17 protein-coding genes are annotated in these 19,692 nt (G+C 72.4%); 8 read left to right on the plus strand and 9 right to left on the minus strand.

What is annotated here, in order from left to right:
• Positions 1–30: 30 nt before the first annotated feature.
• Entirely contained in the window at positions 31–339 is a 309-nt protein-coding gene (locus tag CFK41_RS15750; protein ID WP_096800530.1) for a hypothetical protein, read from the plus strand.
• Positions 340–349: 10 nt separating this feature from the next.
• Here the strand turns inward: CFK41_RS15750 and CFK41_RS15755 are convergent, their stop codons facing one another.
• The 4 genes from CFK41_RS15755 to CFK41_RS15770 form a co-directional block, all read right to left on the minus strand.
• The gene (locus CFK41_RS15755; RefSeq protein WP_096800531.1) at positions 350–931 is read right to left on the minus strand and encodes a hypothetical protein; all 582 of its coding nucleotides are present in this window, start codon (positions 929–931) and stop codon (positions 350–352) included.
• 105 nt (positions 932–1,036) lie between these two features.
• Positions 1,037–1,723 (minus strand): response regulator transcription factor, encoded by a 687-nt coding sequence (locus CFK41_RS15760; RefSeq protein ID WP_096800532.1) that lies wholly within the window; start codon positions 1,721–1,723, stop codon positions 1,037–1,039.
• Positions 1,720–3,318, minus strand: coding sequence for a sensor histidine kinase (locus CFK41_RS15765; RefSeq protein ID WP_096801132.1), 1,599 nt, complete (start codon positions 3,316–3,318; stop codon positions 1,720–1,722). The genes CFK41_RS15760 and CFK41_RS15765 overlap by 4 nt, the downstream gene beginning before the upstream one ends.
• Positions 3,319–3,364: 46 nt before the next feature.
• A complete protein-coding gene (locus CFK41_RS15770; protein ID WP_096800533.1) occupies positions 3,365–6,742 on the minus strand; it encodes an efflux RND transporter permease subunit in 3,378 nt (1,125 codons plus the stop codon).
• A gap of 277 nt (positions 6,743–7,019) precedes the next feature.
• Here CFK41_RS15770 and CFK41_RS15775 point away from each other — a divergent pair, with 277 nt between their 5' ends.
• On the plus strand, positions 7,020–8,378 hold the full coding sequence (locus CFK41_RS15775) for an MATE family efflux transporter (protein ID WP_096800534.1): 1,359 nt from the start codon (positions 7,020–7,022) through the stop codon (positions 8,376–8,378).
• Positions 8,379–8,425: 47 nt separating this feature from the next.
• Here the strand turns inward: CFK41_RS15775 and CFK41_RS15780 are convergent, their stop codons facing one another.
• The 5 genes from CFK41_RS15780 to CFK41_RS15800 form a co-directional block, all read right to left on the minus strand.
• Entirely contained in the window at positions 8,426–9,643 is a 1,218-nt protein-coding gene (locus CFK41_RS15780) for a glycine C-acetyltransferase (RefSeq protein WP_096800535.1), read from the minus strand.
• A gap of 85 nt (positions 9,644–9,728) precedes the next feature.
• On the minus strand, positions 9,729–10,796 hold the full coding sequence (gene tdh, locus CFK41_RS15785) for an L-threonine 3-dehydrogenase (protein ID WP_096800536.1): 1,068 nt from the start codon (positions 10,794–10,796) through the stop codon (positions 9,729–9,731).
• A gap of 178 nt (positions 10,797–10,974) precedes the next feature.
• Complete coding sequence (locus CFK41_RS15790) at positions 10,975–11,829, minus strand: PHP domain-containing protein (protein ID WP_096800537.1); 855 nt, start codon at positions 11,827–11,829, stop codon at positions 10,975–10,977.
• Between the two features lie 203 nt (positions 11,830–12,032).
• On the minus strand, positions 12,033–14,447 hold the full coding sequence (metE, locus tag CFK41_RS15795; protein WP_096800538.1) for a 5-methyltetrahydropteroyltriglutamate--homocysteine S-methyltransferase: 2,415 nt from the start codon (positions 14,445–14,447) through the stop codon (positions 12,033–12,035).
• Entirely contained in the window at positions 14,444–15,385 is a 942-nt protein-coding gene (locus CFK41_RS15800; protein WP_096800539.1) for a methylenetetrahydrofolate reductase, read from the minus strand. Before CFK41_RS15800 ends, metE begins: the two co-directional genes overlap by 4 nt.
• A gap of 236 nt (positions 15,386–15,621) precedes the next feature.
• On the opposite strand from CFK41_RS15800, the gene CFK41_RS15805 reads away from it, so the two are divergent.
• The 6 genes from CFK41_RS15805 to CFK41_RS15830 all read left to right on the plus strand — a co-directional run bounded on the left by CFK41_RS15805 (position 15,622) and on the right by CFK41_RS15830 (position 19,687).
• The gene (locus tag CFK41_RS15805; RefSeq protein ID WP_096800540.1) at positions 15,622–16,077 is read left to right on the plus strand and encodes an adenylyltransferase/cytidyltransferase family protein; all 456 of its coding nucleotides are present in this window, start codon (positions 15,622–15,624) and stop codon (positions 16,075–16,077) included.
• Positions 16,078–16,117: 40 nt separating this feature from the next.
• The gene (locus tag CFK41_RS15810) at positions 16,118–16,630 is read left to right on the plus strand and encodes a glycosyltransferase family protein (RefSeq protein WP_227873116.1); all 513 of its coding nucleotides are present in this window, start codon (positions 16,118–16,120) and stop codon (positions 16,628–16,630) included.
• Complete coding sequence (locus CFK41_RS15815; RefSeq protein ID WP_169928843.1) at positions 16,627–17,199, plus strand: glycosyltransferase; 573 nt, start codon at positions 16,627–16,629, stop codon at positions 17,197–17,199. The genes CFK41_RS15810 and CFK41_RS15815 overlap by 4 nt, the downstream gene beginning before the upstream one ends.
• A 105-nt stretch (positions 17,200–17,304) precedes the next feature.
• Positions 17,305–18,045 carry a CDP-alcohol phosphatidyltransferase family protein gene (locus tag CFK41_RS15820; RefSeq protein ID WP_169928844.1) on the plus strand — a complete coding sequence of 247 codons (741 nt, stop codon included), beginning with the start codon at positions 17,305–17,307 and terminating at the stop codon, positions 18,043–18,045.
• Positions 18,042–18,974: a glycosyltransferase family 2 protein gene (locus tag CFK41_RS15825; RefSeq protein ID WP_169928845.1), complete on the plus strand. Its 933-nt coding sequence runs from the start codon at positions 18,042–18,044 to the stop codon at positions 18,972–18,974. Before CFK41_RS15820 ends, CFK41_RS15825 begins: the two co-directional genes overlap by 4 nt.
• Positions 18,971–19,687 (plus strand): hypothetical protein, encoded by a 717-nt coding sequence (locus tag CFK41_RS15830; protein WP_096800544.1) that lies wholly within the window; start codon positions 18,971–18,973, stop codon positions 19,685–19,687. The genes CFK41_RS15825 and CFK41_RS15830 overlap by 4 nt, the downstream gene beginning before the upstream one ends.
• Positions 19,688–19,692: the final 5 nt, after the last annotated feature.

Raw genomic sequence — 19,692 nt, forward strand, 5'->3', positions numbered from 1 at the left:
CGCTCGTCCCCCGCTGCTACGTTCCGTTGCATGAGCGCCGGCACCTCCCCGCAGCGAGTCCTCGGGATCGACGTCCCCGACTCCCTGGTGTCTGCCTGGGAGGAATGGTTCTGCCCGTCGGTGCAGCCCTTCCCGATCGACGGGCTGGAGTTCGACGCCCCGCCGCACGGCGCCGTCGCGCATGCCGCGATCACCCTCGGGGACGGCTGGGCGCTGAGCAAGCCCTCGCAGTCCTGGTCGAGCCCGCGCCTGGTGTGGAGCGTGCGGGACACCATCCTCGGGTGGAGGCTGCCGGGCACGCGGCTCTCGCGGCACTCCGTACGAGGGTCAGGCGCCTGACCTGCCGGGGTCAGTCGTCCTCGGCCTCGTCGTCATCGTCATCATCGGCACCGTCGTCGTCATCGCCGTCGCACTCGCGTTCACCGTCGTCCCACTCGCAGACGCCGGAAGGCCGGGGAGCGGGCTTCGCGCCGCCGCCGGAGGAGGATCCGGATGACGACGAGCCGGACGAGGAAGAGCCTGACGAGCCGCTGGAGCTTCCCGAGGAGGAGCCGCTCGAACCGGAACCGCTCGAACCGGAACCGCTCGAGCCGGAACCGCTCGAGGAGCGCGGCTGCTGGGCGGGTGCGGGGGCCGGTGCGGGCTCGGGCGACGGCGAGGGCTTCGACTGCATCGAGCCGATCCCGGTGTCCGTGTGGAGGGCGCGCCCCGGCTGAGTGGTCGTGGTGGGCAGCGCGACGGGCCCCTGATCGGCCGCGCTCTCCCGCGCGGCATCCTGCCCCTCGGCCCCGGGCCCGCCGCCTGTGCCCGCCTGGCCGACGGAGATGCCGGGCCGGGCCTCGGTGGTCTCGTCCACCGAGGGCAGCACGGCGAGCCCGACGGCTGACAGGGCGACGGCCACGATGATCCCGAGGGTGCGCAGGGTCTTCATGCCCGGCATCCTCCCCGCGGCGGATGAGATCGCGGTGAAGGCGACATGAGAGGACTCTCATCAAGCCGCTGACCTGCAGAGGAACCGCTCAGGAGCGGCGACTGCTCAGGCGGCGGGGTCGACGATCTTGTAGCCCGCACCCCGCACCGTGACCAGTCGGGGCGCCCCGAGCTTGGAGCGCAGGTACCCCACGTACACGTCGACCACGTTCGAGGCGCCGTCGTAGTCGTAGCCCCACACCTTGGACAGCAGCAGGTCGCGGGTGAGCACCTGGTTCGGGTTCTCCAGGAACACGCGCGCCATCGTGAACTCGCGGGAGGACAGCTCCACGCTGCGGGGATCCTCGCCGGTGCAGGTCGCGATGCGAGTGCGCAGGTCCAGCGAGAGGTCCCCCAGGGTCAGCACGTCCGCGCTGACGCTGCCCGCCCCGGCGGTGGCCTCACGGGCCCGGAGCTTCACCCGTGCCAGCAGCTCCTCGAAGCGGAAGGGCTTGGCGATGTAGTCGTTGGCACCGCCCTCGAGGCCCTGCACGGTGTCGTCCACGCCGGTGCGCGCGGTGACCATGAGGATCGGGATCTGCACGTCCATCGCCCGCAGCGCGCCCAGCACCTGGAAGCCGTCCATGCGCGGCAGGCCCACGTCGAGGATCAGGAGATCGAAGTCGCCGCCCGAGGCGAGGTCGAGCGCGGCGATGCCGTCCTCCACCACGGTCGAGGCGAAGCCGTTGGCCTTCAGCCCCCGTTCCATGAATCTCGCGATCCGGGCTTCGTCCTCGGCGATCAGGATCCTCATCCGTCGTTCCTCCTGGTGGCGGTGGGGCGGTCCTCGGCGGGGGCGGTCCCGCGGGTGTCAGTATCGCGTGCCGGGCCGTCCGGGCGGTCGTCGGTCCGCGCGAGCACGCCGTCGGCCGGGGCGGTGGAGTTCGTGAACTGCGGGAACACGATCGTGAAGGTCGAGCCGCGGCCCGGGGAGGACAGCAGGCGCACCACGCCGCCGTGCCCCTCGGCGATGGCCAGCACGATCGGCAGCCCCAGCCCGGAGCCGCCGCCCCGGCTGCCGTCCACCCGGGTGAAGCGCTCGAAGATGCGCCGCTGGTCCTCGCGGTCGATGCCGATGCCCTCGTCCTGCACGGTCACGTGGATCTCGGGTCCCCGCTCCCCCAGCACCCGGTCCACGCCGAACCGGATCCGGCTGCCCTCGTCGCTGTAGCGCACGGCGTTCGCGGCCAGCTGCACGACGGCCTGGGCGAGCCGCTGCTCGTCCGCGTCGGCCACCACGTCGACCCTGCGCTCGAGCACCCACTCGCGCTCGGCGATGTGCTCGATCCGGGCGAAGGCGGACCGGGCGAAGGCATCCATGTCCAGCGGGCGGGGGCGCACGTAGTCGGGGCGCTTGGACGCCGCCAGCTCGGAGAGGTCGCCGACGACCCGGCCCATGCGGTCCAGCTCCTCCAGGGCGATGTCCCGGGACTCGCGGACGTCCTCGACGTCCTCGACGTCGGTCGTCTCCAGGGTGCCGCGCACGATGGTCAGCGGGGTGCGCAGCTCGTGCCCGACGTCGCTCATGAAGCGCCGCTGCTCCGCGAAGCCCGCCTGGATGCGGCCCAGCATGCGGTTGAAGTTCTGCGCGAGCGCACCGATGTCGTCCCGCTGCGCCGGCACCGGCACCCGGTACTCGAGATCGTCCACGGTGATCTGCTCGGTCGCCGCGCGGAGGTCCTCCAGCGGCCTCAGCAGCCGGCCGGTGATCGCGTAGCCCACCCCGCCGGCCAGCAGGAGCGTCATCACCGAGAGCCCCGAGAACGTCAGGACGCTCTGCCAGAGGTCGCGGCGCTGGGCGCCGATGTCGCTCGCGACCACGAAGATGCCCTCGGCGTCGTCCCCCGCCACGGTCACCGAGGCGATGAGGACCCGCAGGTCCCTCCCGTACGCATCCATCGTGATCACCACGGTGCCGCCCGGCTGATGGGACTCCCGGAGGGTGCGCAGCACCTCGTCGTGGTCCTCGGAGCCCGGCTGCAGGAGCGCGAAGTCCTGCGTGCGCGGCTCGTAGAGCGGCTCGCCGTCCAGGAGGGTGAGGACGGACTCGTGGTCCGACGGGGCCGCGGAGTCGGTGGCGGTGATCAGCACGCTGTCCACGGTGGAGTGCGACGGCTCACCGTCCTCGCCCTGGCTCGCGGCGATCAGCGCCAGCTCGTCGTACTCCTGCCACAGCTCCGCGGTGACCCGCTGGTCCAGCGCCCGGAACTGGGCGGCGTAGGTGAGCACGCCGGTGACGGCCAGCCCCGCGATCATGAAGGCCACCATCGTGGACAGCACCCGCTGGCGCACGGTCCCGCCGCGCGCCGTCGCCGCCGTGCGACGGGCGCGAGGTCTGGAGGAGGCCATGGTGGGCATGGTAGGCGACGAGGGGCGGGCGAACCTTCAGCTCACCTCAGGGGCGTCGCCTCCGGCCCCGCAGGATGCCCACCAGGCCGCCGCGCTCCTTGAGGGAGCGTCGAGGGCCGCGGGGCGACGGGGCGTCCGCCCGCGGCGCGTCGGGATCCTGCTGCTTGCGCTGCATCTCCTGCTCGCGCCGGGCCTCCCGCTCGCGTCGGGCGGTCTCCTCCCGCTCGGCCGCCACGGCCTGCTCGCGCCGACCGCGCAGCGCCGCCAGACGCTCCTCCTCGCGCACGCGCCGGCGCTCGCCCGGGCCCTCGGCGATGCGGTAGAGCACCGGCACGATGACCAGGGTCAGCAGGGTCGAGGAGACCAGGCCGCCGATCACGACGACGGCGAGGGGCTGGGCGATGAAGCCGCCGTTGCCGGTGATGCCCAGCGCCATGGGGATGAGCGCGAAGATCGTCGCCGCCGCGGTCATGAGGATCGGGCGCAGACGCTTGGCGGAGCCCTGATGGAGGGCGTCGTCCAGGGTCATCCCCGCGCGTCGGTACTGGTTGACCAGGTCGATCAGCACGATCGCGTTGGTGACCACGATGCCCACCAGCATCAGCAGGCCGATCATCGAGGGCAGACCCAGCGGCACCCCGGTGATCACCAGCAGGCCCAAGGAGCCGATCGCCGCGAAGGGGATCGACACCAGCAGGATCAGCGGCTGGATCAGGGACTTGAAGATCCACACCAGCAGCACGTACACCAGCAGGATCGCGGCGAGCATGGCGATGCCGAGCTGACCGAAGGTCTCGTCGATGTCCGCGGCGGTGCCGCCGATGGTCGCGTCCACGCCCTCGGAGAGGTTCGCCGCGTCGATCGCGTCGTTCGCCGCCTGGGTGGCGACGGAGACGTCCTCCCCCGCGGGGGTGAGGGAGACGGTGACCGTCTCGAGGCTGTCCTGCGTGGAGATCGAGGGGCGGGAGAGCTCCTCGTCGATGCTCGCCACGTCCTGCAGCGGGACGGACCCCATGAGGGTGATGTCGCGCAGCTGGTCGACGGTGTCGATGCTCTCGCCGCCGGAGACGTAGATGTCCAGCTCGTCGTCGTCCAGGGTGACCGAGCCGATCGCACCGGGGTACATCTGCTGGGCGACCATGCCGATCACGGCCTCCTCGGTGAGCCCGCGCGCGGCCGCGGCCTCGCGGTCCACGGTGACGACAGCGGTGGGCTGATCGGCCTGGAGGTCGCTGCTCACCTCGGAGACGCCCCCGGGCAGGGGGTCGAGCTCGGCGAGGATCGCGTCGTTCGCGGCCTGGCGGTCCTTCGCGGTGGGACCCGTGATCAGGATGTCCACCGAGCTGGAGCCGGTGGGCGAGGCGACGTCGGCCGCCTCGACGGTGCCGGGCTCCGGGAGGTCCTCGAGGGTGGAGACCATCGTGTCGAGCAGGGCCTCCTGGTCCGCGTCGGGATCGGTGGTGATCGAGAAGCTGACCTCGTTCTCGCTGCTGCCGCCGACCCCGAACTGGCTGCCGCCGATGGTGGTCTGCACGGTCTGGACGCCGTCGAGATCCAGCAGCGCCTTCTCGCTCTCGGAGGCCTTCCTCGAGGACTGCTCGAGGCTGGTGCCTGCCGGGAGGGTCTGGGAGAGGGAGGCGATGTTCTGCCCGGTGTCGCCCAGGAAGCTGATGTTCACCAGCGGGAACAGGAACAGGGTGCCCACCAGGATCACGACGGCGACGCCGATGGTCGCCAGGCGTCGCGGCAGGGTGTCCAGCACGAGGTGCAGCAGCGGCGCGTACATCCGGTGCAGCCAGGTGCGCTCCTCCTTGCCCTCGGACTCCTCGCGGATCGCGGCGACCTGCGCGGCGTCATCCGGGTCGACGTCCTCATGCCCCTTGGGCGGGCGCAGGAACCAGTACGCCAGCACCGGCACGATCGTCAGCGCGACCAGCAGGGAGGACAGCATCGCGATGCCGACGGTGAGCGCGAAGGGCCGGAACAGCTCCCCGGCCATGCCCGCGACGACCGCGATCGGCAGGAACACCACGACGGTGGCGAGGGTCGAGGCGGTGATCGCGCCGGCGACCTCCCCGACCGCGTCGAGGATCGCCCGGCGCTTGCTCTTGCCGTAGGCGAGGTGGCGCATGATGTTCTCGATCACCACGATCGAGTCGTCGACCACGCGGCCGATCGAGATCGTCAGCGCCGCGAGGGTGAGCATGTTCAGCGTGTAGCCGGTGACGTACATGCCGATGAACGCGATGAGCAGCGAGGTCGGGATCGAGATCGCGGTGACGATCGTGGGGCGCACGCGGCGCAGGAACAGCAGGATCACACCGACCGCGAAGAGCAGGCCCAGCAGGCCCTCCTCGGCGAGCGCCAGGATCGACTCCTGGATGAAGGGGGCCTGGTCGAAGACCACGTCGGAGGTCGCGCCGCCGCCGACGCCGGGGAGCTCGTCCGCGAGCACCGACTCGACCCCGTCGGAGATGTCCACGACGTTGCCGTCGACCGTCGCCGTCACCATGACCACGAGCGACTCGCGGCCGTTGGTGCGGGAGATGGAGGTGGCGTCCTGCGTGGTCCGCTCCACCGTCGCGACCTCGGAGAGGGTCACGGGCGCAGCGGGCTGCTGCGGCTCGGCGTCGGGCAGCGGCTGGCCGTCGGGGCCCTCCTGCTGCGCCTGGTCGCCGCCGTCGGCGGGGAGGAGCACGATCTGCTCGAGGCTCTCGAGGCTGTCGACGCTCTGCCCGAGCACCACGTCCAGGGTGCGGTCGCCGTCCACCACGGAGCCGCCCGGCAGGGAGAGCCCGCTGGCGTCGAGGGCGGTGGAGATGTCGTCCTCGGTGAGGCCGTTCTCGGCGAGCGCGTCCGCATCGGGCGTGATCCGCACGATCTCCTCGGGGGCGCCGATCACGGCGACCGACGAGACGCCGTCCACGCGCTCGAGCTCGGGGGTCACGGAGGCATCGAGCCGCGTCGCGAGCTCGGAGGGGTCGAGGTCCGAGGAGACCGACAGCACCACGGCCGGCAGATCGCTCGTGCCGCCGGAGACGACCTGCGGGTCCGCGTCCTCCGGGAGCTGGTCCTCGATGCGGGTCAGGGCCGCGTCGACCTGGTTGGAGGAGCGGGCCACGTCCGTGCCGTAGGTCAGCTCGATCGTGACCATCGACAGCCCGGCCTGCGAGCTGGAGGAGGTGCTCTCGACGTTCTCGAGGCCGCTGAGGGACTGCTCCACCGGCGAGGTGATCCGATCCCGCACCTGCTCGGAGGAGGAGCCCGGCGCGGTGGTCATCACCTGGATCTGCGGCAGCGACACCGAGGGGATGAGCTCCTGGCGCATCGTGGTCATGATGAACACGCCGATGATCGAGACGGCGATGCAGACCAGGGCGATGAATGACCTGTTGTTCAGGCTCAGCGTGGCCAGGCGGTTCATCCTGCTCCTCAGGGGTGGTGCCCGACGGGCGGCGTGCGCGTCGGGCGATGTGATGGGGTGGTGCGGTGGGGTGCTGCGGTGGGGTGCTGCGGTGGGGTGCTGCGGAGGCGTGCTGCGGGGCTGGTGCTGCCCGCCGCTGCCGACCTCTCCCAGCCGCCCGATGGCGCGGGGTGCGTGGTGATGGGTCCTGGCGTCGAGTGCTCCGCGGGAACTGTCTCACGGCTTCCTGCGAGATCGGATCCGACGAACGTCGGTCAGCAGGTCGCACAATGGAGGGGTGCCCGCCTCCCCCTCCCCTGACCCCTCCCCGCGCGAGGAGAGCGCCCGGCGGACCGTCGACCGCGACATCCTGCGCCTGGCGATCCCGAGCCTCGGCGCGCTGATCGCCGAGCCGCTGTTCCTGCTGACTGACTCGGCCTTCATCGCCCGGGTCTCGACCACCTCGCTGGCCGGGCTGGGGCTCGCCTCGACCGTGCTCACCACCGTCGTGGGCCTCGCGATCTTCCTGGCCTACTCCACCACCGCCGCGGTGGCCCGCTCCTTCGGCGCCGGCCGCACCCGCGAGGCGATCTCCCGCGGGATCGACGCCTGCTGGCTCGCGCTGGTGGTGGGCGCGGCGTCGACGGTGCTGCTGCTGGTGGCCGGGAAGCCGCTGCTGGCCGCCTTCGGCCCCTCCCCGGAGGTGCTCGACCAGGCGCTGATCTACCTGCACCTCAGCGCCTTCGGGCTGCCCGCGATGCTCGCCGTCCAGGCCGCGACCGGACTGGTGCGGGGCCTGCAGGACGCGAAGCTGCCGCTGGTGGTGGCGGTGGGCGGGGCGCTCGTGAACATCCCACTGAACGCGCTACTCATCTTCGGCCTCGACCTCGGGATCGCCGGCTCCGCGATCGGCACGGTCCTGGCCCAGTGGGGCATGGCGGCGGTGCTGCTCGGCGTGATCATCGCCCGCGCCCGACGCGAGTCGATCACGCTGCGCCCCCACCTGGGGAACCTGGTGGCGGTGGGCCGGGACGCGGTGCCCATGTTCGTGCGCACCCTCGGGCTTCGGGTGGTGGTGATCGCGGCGACGGTGGTCGCCACCCGGCTCGGGGACGTGCAGCTCGCCGCCCATCAGCTCGCCACCACCGTGTTCGTGGCGCTGTCGCTCGCGCTGGACTCCCTGGCGATCGCCGGCCAGGCCCTCACCGGTCGGTACCTGGGCGCCTCGGACCCGCGGACCGTGCGCGCCGTGACGCGGCGGCTGATGACCTGGGGCGTGGGCGGCGGCGCGGTGGTCTCGGTGGTCCTGCTCGCGGCGAGCTACGTGGTGCCCGGGCTGTTCACCCCCGACCTCGCCGTGCAGGAGAACCTGCGCGCCGCGCTGTGGATGCTGGTGCTCGCCCAGCCCGTGGCCGGGTACGTGTTCGTGCTCGACGGCGTGCTGATGGGCGCCGGGGACGCCCCCTACCTCGCGAAGGTCGGCACCCTCATCGCGATCGCGATCATGCCGGGCGCCGTGCTCGTGGCCTGGTGGGCGCCCCAGGGCCCGCTGGGCCTGGCGATGCTGTGGCTGGCCTGCAACGTCCTGTTCATGGTGCTGCGGGCGATCAGCCTCGGGCTGCGGGTGCGCACCGACGCGTGGATGCGGCTGGGCTGAGGCGGCGGCGGGGCGCCGACCGACGGTCCCGTCGGCGCCCCGCCGGATCAGCCCTGCTCGACCGCGGCGCGGGAGGCGACGAAGGCCTGGACCGCGGCCTCGACGTCCTGCTCGGTGTGGGCGGCGGAGAGCTGCACCCGGATCCGGGCCCTGCCCTGCGGGACCACCGGGTAGGAGAAGGCGGTGACGTACACGCCCTGCTCGAGCATCGCGTCGGCGACCTTCGCCGCGAGCGCCGCGTCCCCGAACATCACCGGGACGATCGCGTGCTCGCCGGGCAGCAGCTCGAAGCCCTCCTCGCTCATGCGCCGACGGAACAGCTCCGCGTTGCGCAGCAGCGTCCCGCGCAGCTCGGCGCTGCCCTCGACCAGCTCGAGCGCCGTCAGCGTCGCGGCGACGATCGAGGGGGCCAGCGAGTTGGAGAACAGGTAGGGGCGGCCCTTCTGACGGAGCATCCCCACGATCTCCCGTCGGCCGGAGACGTACCCGCCGCTCGCCCCGCCGAGCGCCTTGCCGAAGGTGCCGGTGTAGATGTCGACGCGGTCGGAGACCCCGAAGTGCTCGGGGGTTCCGGCGCCGGTGGCGCCCATGAAGCCCACCGCGTGGGAGTCGTCGACCATGACCAGGGCGCCGAACTCCTCGGCGAGGTCGCAGATCCCCTCGAGCGGGGCGAGGTAGCCGTCCATGGAGAAGACGCCGTCGGTGACGATGACGGTGCGGCGGGCGCCCTGGCCCTCGCGCAGCGCGGCGGCGGCCTCGAGCTGGGTGCGCAGGTCCGCGAGGTCGGCGTTGGCGTAGCGGAAGCGGTTCGCCTTGGACAGGCGGATGCCGTCGATGAGGGAGGCGTGGTTCAGCGCGTCGGAGATGATCGCGTCGTCCTTGCCGAACAGGGGCTCGAAGACGGCGCCGTTGGCGTCGAAGCAGGAGGAGAACAGGATCGTGTCCTCGGTGCCGAGGAAGTCCGAGACGGCGCTCTCGAGCTGGAGGTGCAGGTCCTGGGTGCCGCAGATGAAGCGCACCGAGGCCATCCCGAAGCCGCGCTCGTCCAGGGCGCGCTTCGCCGCGTCGAGCAGGCGGGGGTCGTCGGCCAGGCCCAGGTAGTTGTTGGCGCAGAAGTTCAGCACCTCGGCGCCGTCGCGGCCCACGGGACCGGCGGTGACCCGGTTGCTCTGCGGGGTCGAGATGACGCGCTCGTGCTTGAAGGTGCCGGCCTGCTCGATCTCGGCGAGCTCGGCGGTCAGCTGGTCCTTGAGGTCGGTGTACATGGGGGTCCTTCCGGGGTGGTCCGAGGGGAGGTGCCGCGGGGCGCGGCGGGTGGGGACGGGGGCCGACGGGCGGTGTCGGGCGCTGTCAGCCGCCGACGGTGCTCCAGTCCAGGACCACCTTCCCGGCGGTGCCGGCCTTCGCGATCTCGAAGCCGCGCTCCCAGTCGCTCGCGGGGAGCACGTCGGTGATGGTGCGGGTGATCGCGGCGCGGAGGGTCGCGGACGTGCTGAGCATCGCGGACATCGCGTTCCAGGTCTCGAACATCTCGCGGCCGTAGATGCCCTGCAGCGTGATCATGCGGGTCACGACCATGGTCCAGTCGATCTCGAACTGGCGGGTGGGCAGTCCCAGCATCGCGATCTTGCCGCCGTGGTTCATGTTCTCGATCATCTCCTGCAGCGCCCGCGCCTGCCCGGAGATCTCCAGGCCCACGTCGAAGCCCTCGCGCATGCCGAGCCGGCGCTGGGCATCCCGCACCCGGGAGTCGGAGACGTCCAGGACCACGTCGGCGCCGCAGCCCTCCGCCATGGCGAGACGCTGCGGGGCGATGTCGGTGATGGTGATGTAGCGGGCGCCGGCATGGCGGGCCACCGCGGCGGCCATCTGCCCGATCGGGCCGGCACCGGTGACCAGCACGTCCTCCCCCACCACCGGGAACTTCAGCGCGGTGTGGACGGCGTTGCCGAGCGGGTCGAAGACCGCGCCGAGCTCGGGGCTGATCAGCTCCTCGCCGCCGTCGTGCTCGTGCACCCACACGTTCTGGTGCGGGAGGGTCACGTACTCGGCGAAGGCGCCGTCGCGCTGCACGCCGACGGACCGGGTGCGGATGCACATCTGCCGACGCCCGGCGCGGCAGTTGCGGCAGGTCCCGCACACCACGTGGCCCTCGCCGGAGATCCGGTCGCCCGTGCGCACGTCGGTGACCTCGTCGCCCACCTCCACGACCTCGCCGTAGAACTCGTGGCCCGGGGTGAAGGGGACCGTGTCGCACATGGCCTCGGCGGAGGCGTCCCAGCCGAGGATGTGCAGATCGGTGCCGCAGATCCCTGCGCGCAGCACGCGGACCTTCACGTCCCAGGGACCGCAGCCCGGCTCCTCGACCTCGGCCCACTCCAGCCCGGCACCGGGCGCGACCTTGCGCAATGCGCGCATCAGACCTCCTCGTCCTGCTCCGCGCGGGAGCGTCGTGTGCCCGTGGCCGGGCGGGCGAGGCGGGGGTGTGCTTCGCGCGGCGGCAGGGCTGCGGTCAGGGGTGGTGACCGCCCCGTCGAGGATACGGTGCCGCGCGACGGCGGGCCATCCGGCGCGGCGCTGCTCAAGAAGGCGCGGCTCAGCGACGCCAGAGATCCCGGGGGTCCGTGCCCGGGCAGAAGCCCCATGCCTCCACCATCGCGATCGCCTCGGGGAAGTTCGCCGCGAGGGTGAGCGGGACATGGGAGTCGCTGCCGAAGCTCACGGCGCGGCCGCCCTCCTCCGCCCACCACTGCGGGATCCAGGGGCGCAGGCGGCGCGTGTTGATCTCGAGCGCCCGGCCGCTGGCCGCGATGGCGCGCATCGCCCCGCGGAACTCGTCCTCGAAGCGTCGAGGATCGAAAGGTCCCTCCGCCTCCTCGGGCCAGTACCTCGCGGCGTAGTCGAGGTGGGTGACGACCTCGAAGGGCTCGTCGCCGGCGACCAGCGCGGGCACCTCCGCGAGGTAGCGGCGCAGCACCTCGTCGGCCGGGAGCCGACGGAACAGGGTGTTCGGCTCCGCGCGTCGGCCCTCGAACTCGAGGGTGTGCAGGGAGCCGATGATGCGGTCGAACCTGGTCAGGTCCAGCTGGCGCCGGGCGGCCTCGGTGCGCAGGTGGGGCTGGCCGAACTCGAGACCGGTGCCGATGCGCAGCTGCGGGAACAGCGCCCGACAGCGGTCGATGCTCTCGAGGTAGCCGTCGACGTCGAAGCGCGGTACCGCGACCACGCCGTCCGCCCCGAGCAGGTGCGCCTCGTGGTCGTCGAAGTCCTCCGGATCGCTGAACCAGGCGTCCTCGAGGTCGAGGTGCTCGGTGAAGAACAGCCCCGGCAGGCCGAGCTGCACGGCGCGGGCGCAGGTGGCCTCCATCGTGCCGCTCGCCCTGCTGCCGGGACCGCCGGTGTCCCAGGAGAACTCGCTGTGCACGTGGCTGTCGGCCGGGAGGGAGGTCATGGGACCAGGGTGGCACAGCGGCCGATGGCCGGGGCCTGCCGCCGGGGCCCCGGCCAGCACCCGGGCCGGGGCGGCCACCGCGAAATGTCCAGTGGCGACCGATGACAGGGCGTGCATCGGTCGCCACTGGACAGAACTGCGCGAGGGGGCTGGCGGGGACGGGCGGCGCGGAGACTAGTGGACCCGCCCCGGCCAGCCCCCGGTCAGGCGCCGACGGGGGCTGCCGCCTCGGCGCGGACCTCGCGGGTGGCCTGGACCAGGTGGCGCAGGCTGGCCTCGGTCTCGGCGTAGCCGCGGGTCTTCAGGCCGCAGTCGGGGTTGACCCACAGGCGGCCTGCGTCCACCACGGCGCGGGCGCTGCGCAGCTGCTCGGCGATCTCCTCGGCCCCGGGGACGCGCGGGGAGTGGATGTCCCACACGCCCGGGCCGATGCCGCGCGGGAAGGCGCCCGGCTCGAGGGCCTCGAGGATCTCACCGCGGGAGCGGGCGGACTCGATCGAGGTGACGTCCGCGTCGAGCGCGTCGATCGCGCCGACCACCACGTTGAACTCGCTGTAGCAGAGGTGGGTGTGGATCTGCGTGGCCGCCTCCACGCCGGAGGTGGCCAGGCGGAAGGAGCGCACGGACCAGTCGAGGTAGTCCGCGTGGTCGCTCTCGCGCAGCGGCAGCAGCTCGCGCAGGGCGGGCTCGTCGACCTGGACGATGCGGATCCCGGCCGCCTCGAGGTCCGTCACCTCGTCGCGCAGGGCGAGGCCCACCTGGGCGGCGGTGTCGCCGAGCGGCTGGTCGTCGCGCACGAAGGACCAGGCCAGGATCGTCACGGGCCCGGTGAGCATGCCCTTGACGGGCCGCGGGGTGAGCGACTGCGCGTAGGTCGCCCAGTCCACGGTGATCGGCGCCGGGCGGTGCACATCGCCGAACAGGATCGAGGGGCGGGTGCAGCGTGAGCCGTAGGACTGCACCCAGCCGTGCTCGGTGGTCGCGAAGCCCTCGAGGTTCTCGGCGAAGTACTGGACCATGTCGTTGCGCTCGGGCTCGCCGTGCACCAGGACGTCCAGGCCCAGATCCTCCTGGAGGGCGATCACGCGGGCGATCTCGTCCTTCATCGCCTGGACGTAGCCGGTGTCGTCCAGGGTGCCGCGGCGGTGGGCGGCGCGGGCCGCTCGCACCTCTCCCACCTGCGGGAACGACCCGATCGTGGTGGTGGGCAGGTCCGGCAGGCCGAGGGCGCGGCGCTGGGCCTCGGCGCGCACCGCGTACTCCTCGCGCTCGGCGTCCGCAGCGGTGACGGCCGCCGCGCGCTCGCGCACCGAGTCCACGCGCACCCCCTCGAAGGTGCGGGGCACGGACCGGGGGCCGTCGGCCGCACCGGGCTCGACGGAGCCGTCGGCGAGGGTGACGATCTCGGCGATCTTCTCGTCGGCGAAGGCGAGGGTCGCGGTGAGCTCGGCGGGCAGGGAGCTCTCGCGCTCCAGGGTGTGGGGCACGTGCTGGAGGGAGACGGAGGTGGAGACGACGATCTCGCCCGCCTCACCGCCGGCCTCGGTGACGCGGCGGCGCAGCTCGGCCAGGCGCGCGGCGGCGGTGGGGAGCTCCGAGCGCCACACGGAGCGGCCCTCGACCAGCCCGGCGACCAGCTGCACGGTGTCGACCCCGGCCAGCTGCGCCGTGGTGGGCAGCTCGCCGCGGGTGAGGTCCAGGTGGACGGCCTCGGCGCCGGTGGCCAGCAGCGCCGGCAGCAGGTCGCCGATGCCGCCGTAGGGGGTGGTGACCAGCAGCCGCGGACGCTCTGCGGCCGCGGCGAGGCGACCCACGGAGCGCTGCAGGAGATCGGCCAGGGCCGACGGCGCCAGACGCTGGTCCGCCGCGAGGGCGGGCTCGTCCAGCTGCACCCAGGGGGCGCCCGCCTCGGCGAGGCGGGCGAGCAGCTCGGCATAGACGCCGACCACGTCATCCAACCGGTCCAGGGGGTCGAAGCCGGCCGGGGCGCCGTCCTGCGCCTTGGCGAGGAGCAGCAGGGTGAGGGGGCCGACGAGCACGGGGCGGGTGCCCGCGCCGTCCTCGAGGCTCTCGCGGAACAGGTCGATCGCGCGATGGGAGGCGAGGTGGAGGTCGGTGTCGGGACCGATCTCGGGGACGAGGTAGTGGTAGTTCGTGTCGAACCACTTGGTCATCTCGAGCGGGGGCTGCTCGGCGGTGCCGCGGGCCAGGGCGAACAGGCCGTCGTCGTCCACCGTGCCGTCGGCCCCCACCACGGACGCGAAGCGGTCCGGGACGATGCCGACGGCGAGCGCGGCGTCGAGCACCTGGTCGTAGAGGGAGAAGGACTCCGGGGCGGCGGCCGCCGCGTCCAGCCCCAGCGCGGCGAGCCGCTCACGGGTGGCGCGGCGCAGGTCGCGGGTGCGGGCGGCGAACTCGGCGCGGTCGATGCGGCCTGCCCAGTACGCCTCCTCGGCCTTCTTCAGCTCGCGGTCGGGGCCGATGCGGGGGTAGCCGACGGGCGTCGCGGCGGGCAGCGGCGCGACGGGGACGGACGCGGAGGTCGGAGCGGTCGCGGTGGTCGGGGTGGTCTGGGTGGTCTGGGAGGTCGGGGAGGTCTGGGCGGGCTGGGTGGTCATCGGGGCTCTCCTTGCGAGGGGGCGGACCAGCGGTCCAGGTCGAGATGGTCGAGCACGTCGAGGGCCTCGGCGTGCGAGTTGAAGGTGAACAGGTGGAGGCCGGGGGCGCCGGCGTCGAGCACGCGTCGGGCCAGGTCCACGGTGGAGCGCACCCCGATGCGTCGGCGCTCGGCGTCGTCCGCGGCGGTCTCGAGGCGGTGCAGGAGCTCGCGAGGCGGCTCCACGCCGCTCATCGCGGCCAGCCGCTCGAGGCGGCGCGGGTTCGTGGCCGGGACCAGCCCGGGCACGATCGGCATCCGGATCCCGGCCCGACGGGAGCGCTCGAGGAGACCGCAGTACACCTCGGGGTCGAAGAACACCTGGCTGATGGCGAAGTCCGCACCGGCCCGCTCCTTGGCCACCAGCACCTCGGTGTCGTGGCTGGTGGTGGGCGACTCGGGGTGCCGGTGCGGGTAGGCGGCCACGCCGATGCTCACGCGGCCGCCGGCGAGCCCGGCGGTGCGCTCGCGCTCGATCTCGCGGATCAGCTCGACCAGGGGGCGGGCGAAGGGGATCTCGTCGTCCTCGAGCCGGTGCCCCTCGGGCACGTCCCCGCGCAGGGCCAGCAGCCCGCGCACCCCGCGGTCCAGCAGCGCGTGGACGATGGTGGTGAGCTGATCGCGGGTGGAGCCGATCGAGGTCAGGTGCACCAGGGGGCGCAGGCTGGTCTCGGCGAGCACGTGCTCGGTGAGCTCGAGGACCCGGGCGAGGTTGCCGTGCCCGGCGCGGCTGGTCACCGAGACGTGGTCGGGGGCGGTGGCCTCGAGGTGGCCGATGGTCTCCCTCAGCCGTTCGAAGGAGACGTCGGAGCGCGCCGGGAACAGCTCGTAGCTGAGCGCGGGGCGGTGGCGCACCGGGGCGGAGCGCTCGAGCTCGGGCAGCGTGGTCGTGGCGGACATGGCGGGAAAGCTACGGGCGCCCGGGGACCGCGGGGAAGGAAAGTGTTCACGTGTGAACCACCGCGAACCGGCGCGTTCTCGCAGGGTCGCGCGGCGTCACAGGGGCCGTATCGCGGGTCTCGAGCGAGCTGCTCGATCCCGGATGTCCGTTTTCTACCCTTTTCCCCTTTTGTCGAGTATGCTTCCCGGATGATCGGCGCTTCAGCACCGTCGACGAGATGGACCGGGAGAACACAATGCGCATCGGGTACGCAGCAGGAGCATTCGACCTCTTCCACGTGGGCCATCTGAATCTGCTCCGCCGAGCCGCGCAGAGCTGCGATCTGCTCATCGCCGGGGTGGTGAGCGACGAGATGCTGCGGGAGGTCAAGGGGATCGAGCCCGTCATCCCCACCGTCGAGCGCGCGGAGATCGTCCGCAGCATGCGCTTCGTGGATCACGTCCACGTCGAGACCACGCCCTCGAAGATGGACGCCTGGCGCGAGGTCGGTTTCACGCACTTCTTCAAGGGCGACGACTGGCGGGGCACCCCGAAGGGCCTTCGGCTCGAGGAGCAGTTCGCCGAGGTGGGGGTCGAGGTGGAGTACCTCCCCTACACCATGCACACCTCCAGCACGGCGCTGCGTCGCGCGCTCGCCGCGCTCACCCGCGTCGAGGCACACCCTGCCGTCGACACCGCGAACGCGCTCTGATCACGTCCCCGAGATCCTGCGACGAGAGGAACGTGATCCCGTGACCGAAGTGCACACGCTCGAGACGGCCCCGGCGACGCCGCGCGGCACGAGCCGACGCCCGTCGCGGCTCCTGCTCGTCGCCTCGACCGGTGGGCATCTCTCCCAGCTGGTCGCCATGCGCCGCTGGTGGGAGACCTTCGACCGGACCTGGGTCACCTTCGACAACCAGCACTCCGCAAGTGCGCTCGTCGGCGAGGACGTGATCCACGCCCACTCCCCCACGACCCGCAACGTCCCCAACGCCGTGCGCAACACGCTGCTCGCCCGCCGGGTGCTCAGCGAGCTCAGGCCCGATCTCGTGGTCTCCACGGGAGCAGGCGTGGCAGCCCCCTTCCTCGCCGTCGCCCATCGTCGCGGGATCCGGACGATGTACATCGAGGTCATCGATCGGATCACCTCACGGACTCTGACCGGACGGATGGCGTACCCCTTCGTGGACCAGTTCGCGGTCCAATGGCCCGAGCAGAAGCACCTCTATCCCGGCGCCGCCGTGATCGGACCGACGCTATGACGACACGGATCTTCGTCAGCGTCGGCACCGACCACCACCCGTTCACACGTCTTCTCGACTGGATCGACGAGTGGATGGACGATCGGTCTCCGGCGGGCTCGGGCATCCACCTCGTGGTGCAGCACGGTGCGGCCCGCCCGTCGCGCCACGGCACCAACCACGAGCTGCTCGGCGCTGACGATCTGCATGCGCAGTACGAGGCTGCCGACCTGGTGATCTCCCAGGTCGGTCCGGGGACCATCGCCGACGCGAACCGCGCGGGGCTGCTCCCGATCGTGGTCCCGCGCGATCCGTCGCTCGGCGAGGTCGTCGACGACCACCAGGTGGCCTTCGGCGAGTTCATGGCCGACCGCGGCCGCTGCCGCTGCGTGCGCACCCGCGCGCAGTTCCGCACCGAGCTGGAGCAGCGACTGCTGACTCCGTCCCCCGTGATCGAGGCCCGCAGCACCGATGAGCTCCCCGAGCGGACGGCGGACGCGCTGTCCGAACTCGCCCGCACCGTCCTGGACTCCCCACGACGCCGAGTGACGGCACGGCGGCTGGTCACCGCGGTGCTGCGAGTCACCTGATCAGGCGGCACCCCCGACATGACCACCATCGACCCCTGGAGCCGAGCACCGTCGTCGCATCGCGGCACACGCATCGCAGCGTCCGCTCCCAGCACGGAGAGACCCATGAACCCTCAGACCCTGACCGCGCCCACGACCCGACGACTTCCCCTCGCGGAGTCGCTCCGGCTCCTCGACGCGGCGCAGAAGCCCGGGACCGGCGTCCCGGCGTACACGCGTTGGGTGAACCGACGTATCGCCCGCTACCTGTGCGCGCTCGCCGAACGCGTGGGCGCCACGCCCTCCGCGGTCTCCGTGGCGAGCATCCTGGTCACCTTCTCCGGTCTGGCGGCCTTCCTGCTGCTCCGATCGACGCCGGTGATCGCCGGGATCTCCGCCGCCATCCTGCTCGCGCTGGGATATGCGCTGGACTCCGCCGACGGACAGCTCGCCCGGCTGCAGGGGACGTCCAGCCTGCAGGGCGAGTGGCTGGACCACACGCTGGATGCCCTGCGCCTTCCGGCGGTGCATCTGACCATCGCCGCCGGCTTCCTCCTGCACGACCTCCCCGTGCTGGCCGTGGCCGCCGCGGCCTTCTCGGTGATCGCCTCGGCCGGCTTCCTCAGCCAGAACCTCGGCGGGCTGCTGCGGGACCGCTCGCGGTCCCAGCGCACGGTGACCCGCCGTCACCAGTCATGGCTCCTGCTGCCCGCCGACCCCGGGGTCCTGTGCTGGGCCTTCGCGCTCTGGCCCCTGCTCCCGCTCTTCGGCGCGGCCTACCTCGCGCTGCTCCTCACCAATCTTCTGCACATCACCCTCTCCACCCGGCGTCGCTGGGCGGAGCTCGGCGAAGGAGCACGCCCATGAGCACCGTCCCCGCCTCCCCCTCCGTGACCACGGTGATCGCGACGCATGGCCGCGGCGAGCTCCTGCGCCGAGCGATCCGCTCGATCGCCGCGCAGGAGTACGACGGACCACTGGAGATCCTCGTGGTCTTCGACCAGAGCGAGATCGATCCTCTCGAGGACCTCCGCGCCGAGCTCCCCGCAGGTCCTACCATCGCCCTGCACGAGAACACCCGCGCGGCCGGGCTCGCCGGAGCGCGGAACACCGGCATCGCCGCGGCCGAGGGTGCACTCGTCGCGTTCTGCGACGACGACGACGAGTGGGCGCCCGGGAAGCTCGCGGCGCAGGTGGCCCTCTGGGACGAGCGCCCCGAGGCCGCGGTGATCGCCGCGGGGATCACGATCGTCACCGTGGACGGATCGATCGATCGCCGCCCGCCGATGCTCACCACTCGGACCGATCTGCTGCGCTCCCGCGTGGGCGAGCTGCATCCGTCCTCATTCCTCTTCCGGCGCGCGGACCTGCTCTCGCTGCCCGGCGGGGTCGATGAGGAGATCCCCTTCGGGTACGGCGAGGACTACGACTTCCTGCTGCGCATCACCGAGCTCGGCCCGGTCGCGAGCGTCCCTGAGGAACTGGTCATCGTGCACTGGGACCGCACGTCCTACTTCGCCGGTCGGTGGGAGCGCATGGCGCAGGGGCTCAGCTACCTCGTCACCAAGCACCCCGGCCTCCTGCAGGACAGCCGCAACGCCGCCCGCATGTGCGGTCAGGTCGCGTTCGCGCTCGCCGCCGCCGGCGAGTACGCCGAGGCCCGCAGCTGGACCCGTCGGACGCTCCGGCATCGTCCGCTGGAGCCCCGTGCCTGGCTCGCGATGCTGACCATGACCCGTCTGGTCACACCTCAGCAGACCATCGCGGCGCTGAACCGTCGGGGGCGAGGGATATGACGACCCGTCGCCGCCGGCTCCTCGTCCTGCTGGCCCTGCTCACGGCCGCGGTGGTGATCGCCGGCCTCGTGCTCACCGACGGACGCCAGGAGACAGGGACCGACGCCGAGGCCGGCGACACCTCCGCCTTCGACCCCTCGGTCCCCACCAGCACGCAGACGCCTCCGCCCGCGGACTCGGCATCGCCGACCGAGGAGCCGTCGGACGCACCGAGCGATCCCGCCGACCCCACCGACGGCCCCACCACCGCGGACGGCGATCCCGGGGTCCCGGATCTCACCCCAGAGCAGGACGCGGAGATCACCGCCGGGACGTCCGACGTGCTCGACAAGGTGCTGGAGGAGACGGCGCCGATCGATCCCGCGGCCCCGGCGGATGTGGTCGGGGAGCTCTCGGGCCTCGCCGCGCAGGGATACCTCAGCGAGATCGAGGCCGAGCGCCTCGAGTTCGAGGCGGAGGGATGGACCCGCAGCGGCTCCTACTCGTACACCGATGCCGAGGTCATCGATCACTCGTCGACGGGCACCGGGGAGGTCGCCACGGTGCGCGTCTGCGTCGACTCCTCGGCGCTCGTCGTCCGCCGAGCCGACGGCGGTGAGATCGAGGCGCCCGCGGCGAGCACGCGCTCCTGGAACCTCTTCGTCTTCGAGCGATCCGACTCCGCCGGCTGGCGGCTCGTCGGCCGCTCGTTCCCCGACAACCCCGCTTGCTGACCAGC

This window comes from Brachybacterium ginsengisoli, from assembly GCF_002407065.1.
Lineage (GTDB): Bacteria > Actinomycetota > Actinomycetes > Actinomycetales > Dermabacteraceae > Brachybacterium > Brachybacterium ginsengisoli.

Bases quoted from the DNA above. Each gene is read 5' to 3' on its own strand.
- CFK41_RS15750 (WP_096800530.1), top strand. From the start codon at position 31: ATGAGCGCCGGCACCTCCCCGCAGCGAGTCCTCGGGATCGACGTCCCC.
- CFK41_RS15755 (WP_096800531.1), bottom strand. From the start codon at position 931: ATGAAGACCCTGCGCACCCTCGGGATCATCGTGGCCGTCGCCCTGTCA.
- CFK41_RS15760 (WP_096800532.1), bottom strand. From the start codon at position 1,723: ATGAGGATCCTGATCGCCGAGGACGAAGCCCGGATCGCGAGATTCATG.
- CFK41_RS15765 (WP_096801132.1), bottom strand. From the start codon at position 3,318: ATGGCCTCCTCCAGACCTCGCGCCCGTCGCACGGCGGCGACGGCGCGC.
- CFK41_RS15770 (WP_096800533.1), bottom strand. From the start codon at position 6,742: ATGAACCGCCTGGCCACGCTGAGCCTGAACAACAGGTCATTCATCGCC.
- CFK41_RS15780 (WP_096800535.1), bottom strand. From the start codon at position 9,643: ATGTACACCGACCTCAAGGACCAGCTGACCGCCGAGCTCGCCGAGATC.
- tdh (WP_096800536.1), bottom strand. From the start codon at position 10,796: ATGCGCGCATTGCGCAAGGTCGCGCCCGGTGCCGGGCTGGAGTGGGCC.
- CFK41_RS15790 (WP_096800537.1), bottom strand. From the start codon at position 11,829: ATGACCTCCCTCCCGGCCGACAGCCACGTGCACAGCGAGTTCTCCTGG.
- metE (WP_096800538.1), bottom strand. From the start codon at position 14,447: ATGACCACCCAGCCCGCCCAGACCTCCCCGACCTCCCAGACCACCCAG.
- CFK41_RS15800 (WP_096800539.1), bottom strand. From the start codon at position 15,385: ATGTCCGCCACGACCACGCTGCCCGAGCTCGAGCGCTCCGCCCCGGTG.
- CFK41_RS15805 (WP_096800540.1), top strand. From the start codon at position 15,622: ATGCGCATCGGGTACGCAGCAGGAGCATTCGACCTCTTCCACGTGGGC.
- CFK41_RS15815 (WP_169928843.1), top strand. From the start codon at position 16,627: ATGACGACACGGATCTTCGTCAGCGTCGGCACCGACCACCACCCGTTC.
- CFK41_RS15820 (WP_169928844.1), top strand. From the start codon at position 17,305: ATGAACCCTCAGACCCTGACCGCGCCCACGACCCGACGACTTCCCCTC.
- CFK41_RS15825 (WP_169928845.1), top strand. From the start codon at position 18,042: ATGAGCACCGTCCCCGCCTCCCCCTCCGTGACCACGGTGATCGCGACG.
- CFK41_RS15830 (WP_096800544.1), top strand. From the start codon at position 18,971: ATGACGACCCGTCGCCGCCGGCTCCTCGTCCTGCTGGCCCTGCTCACG.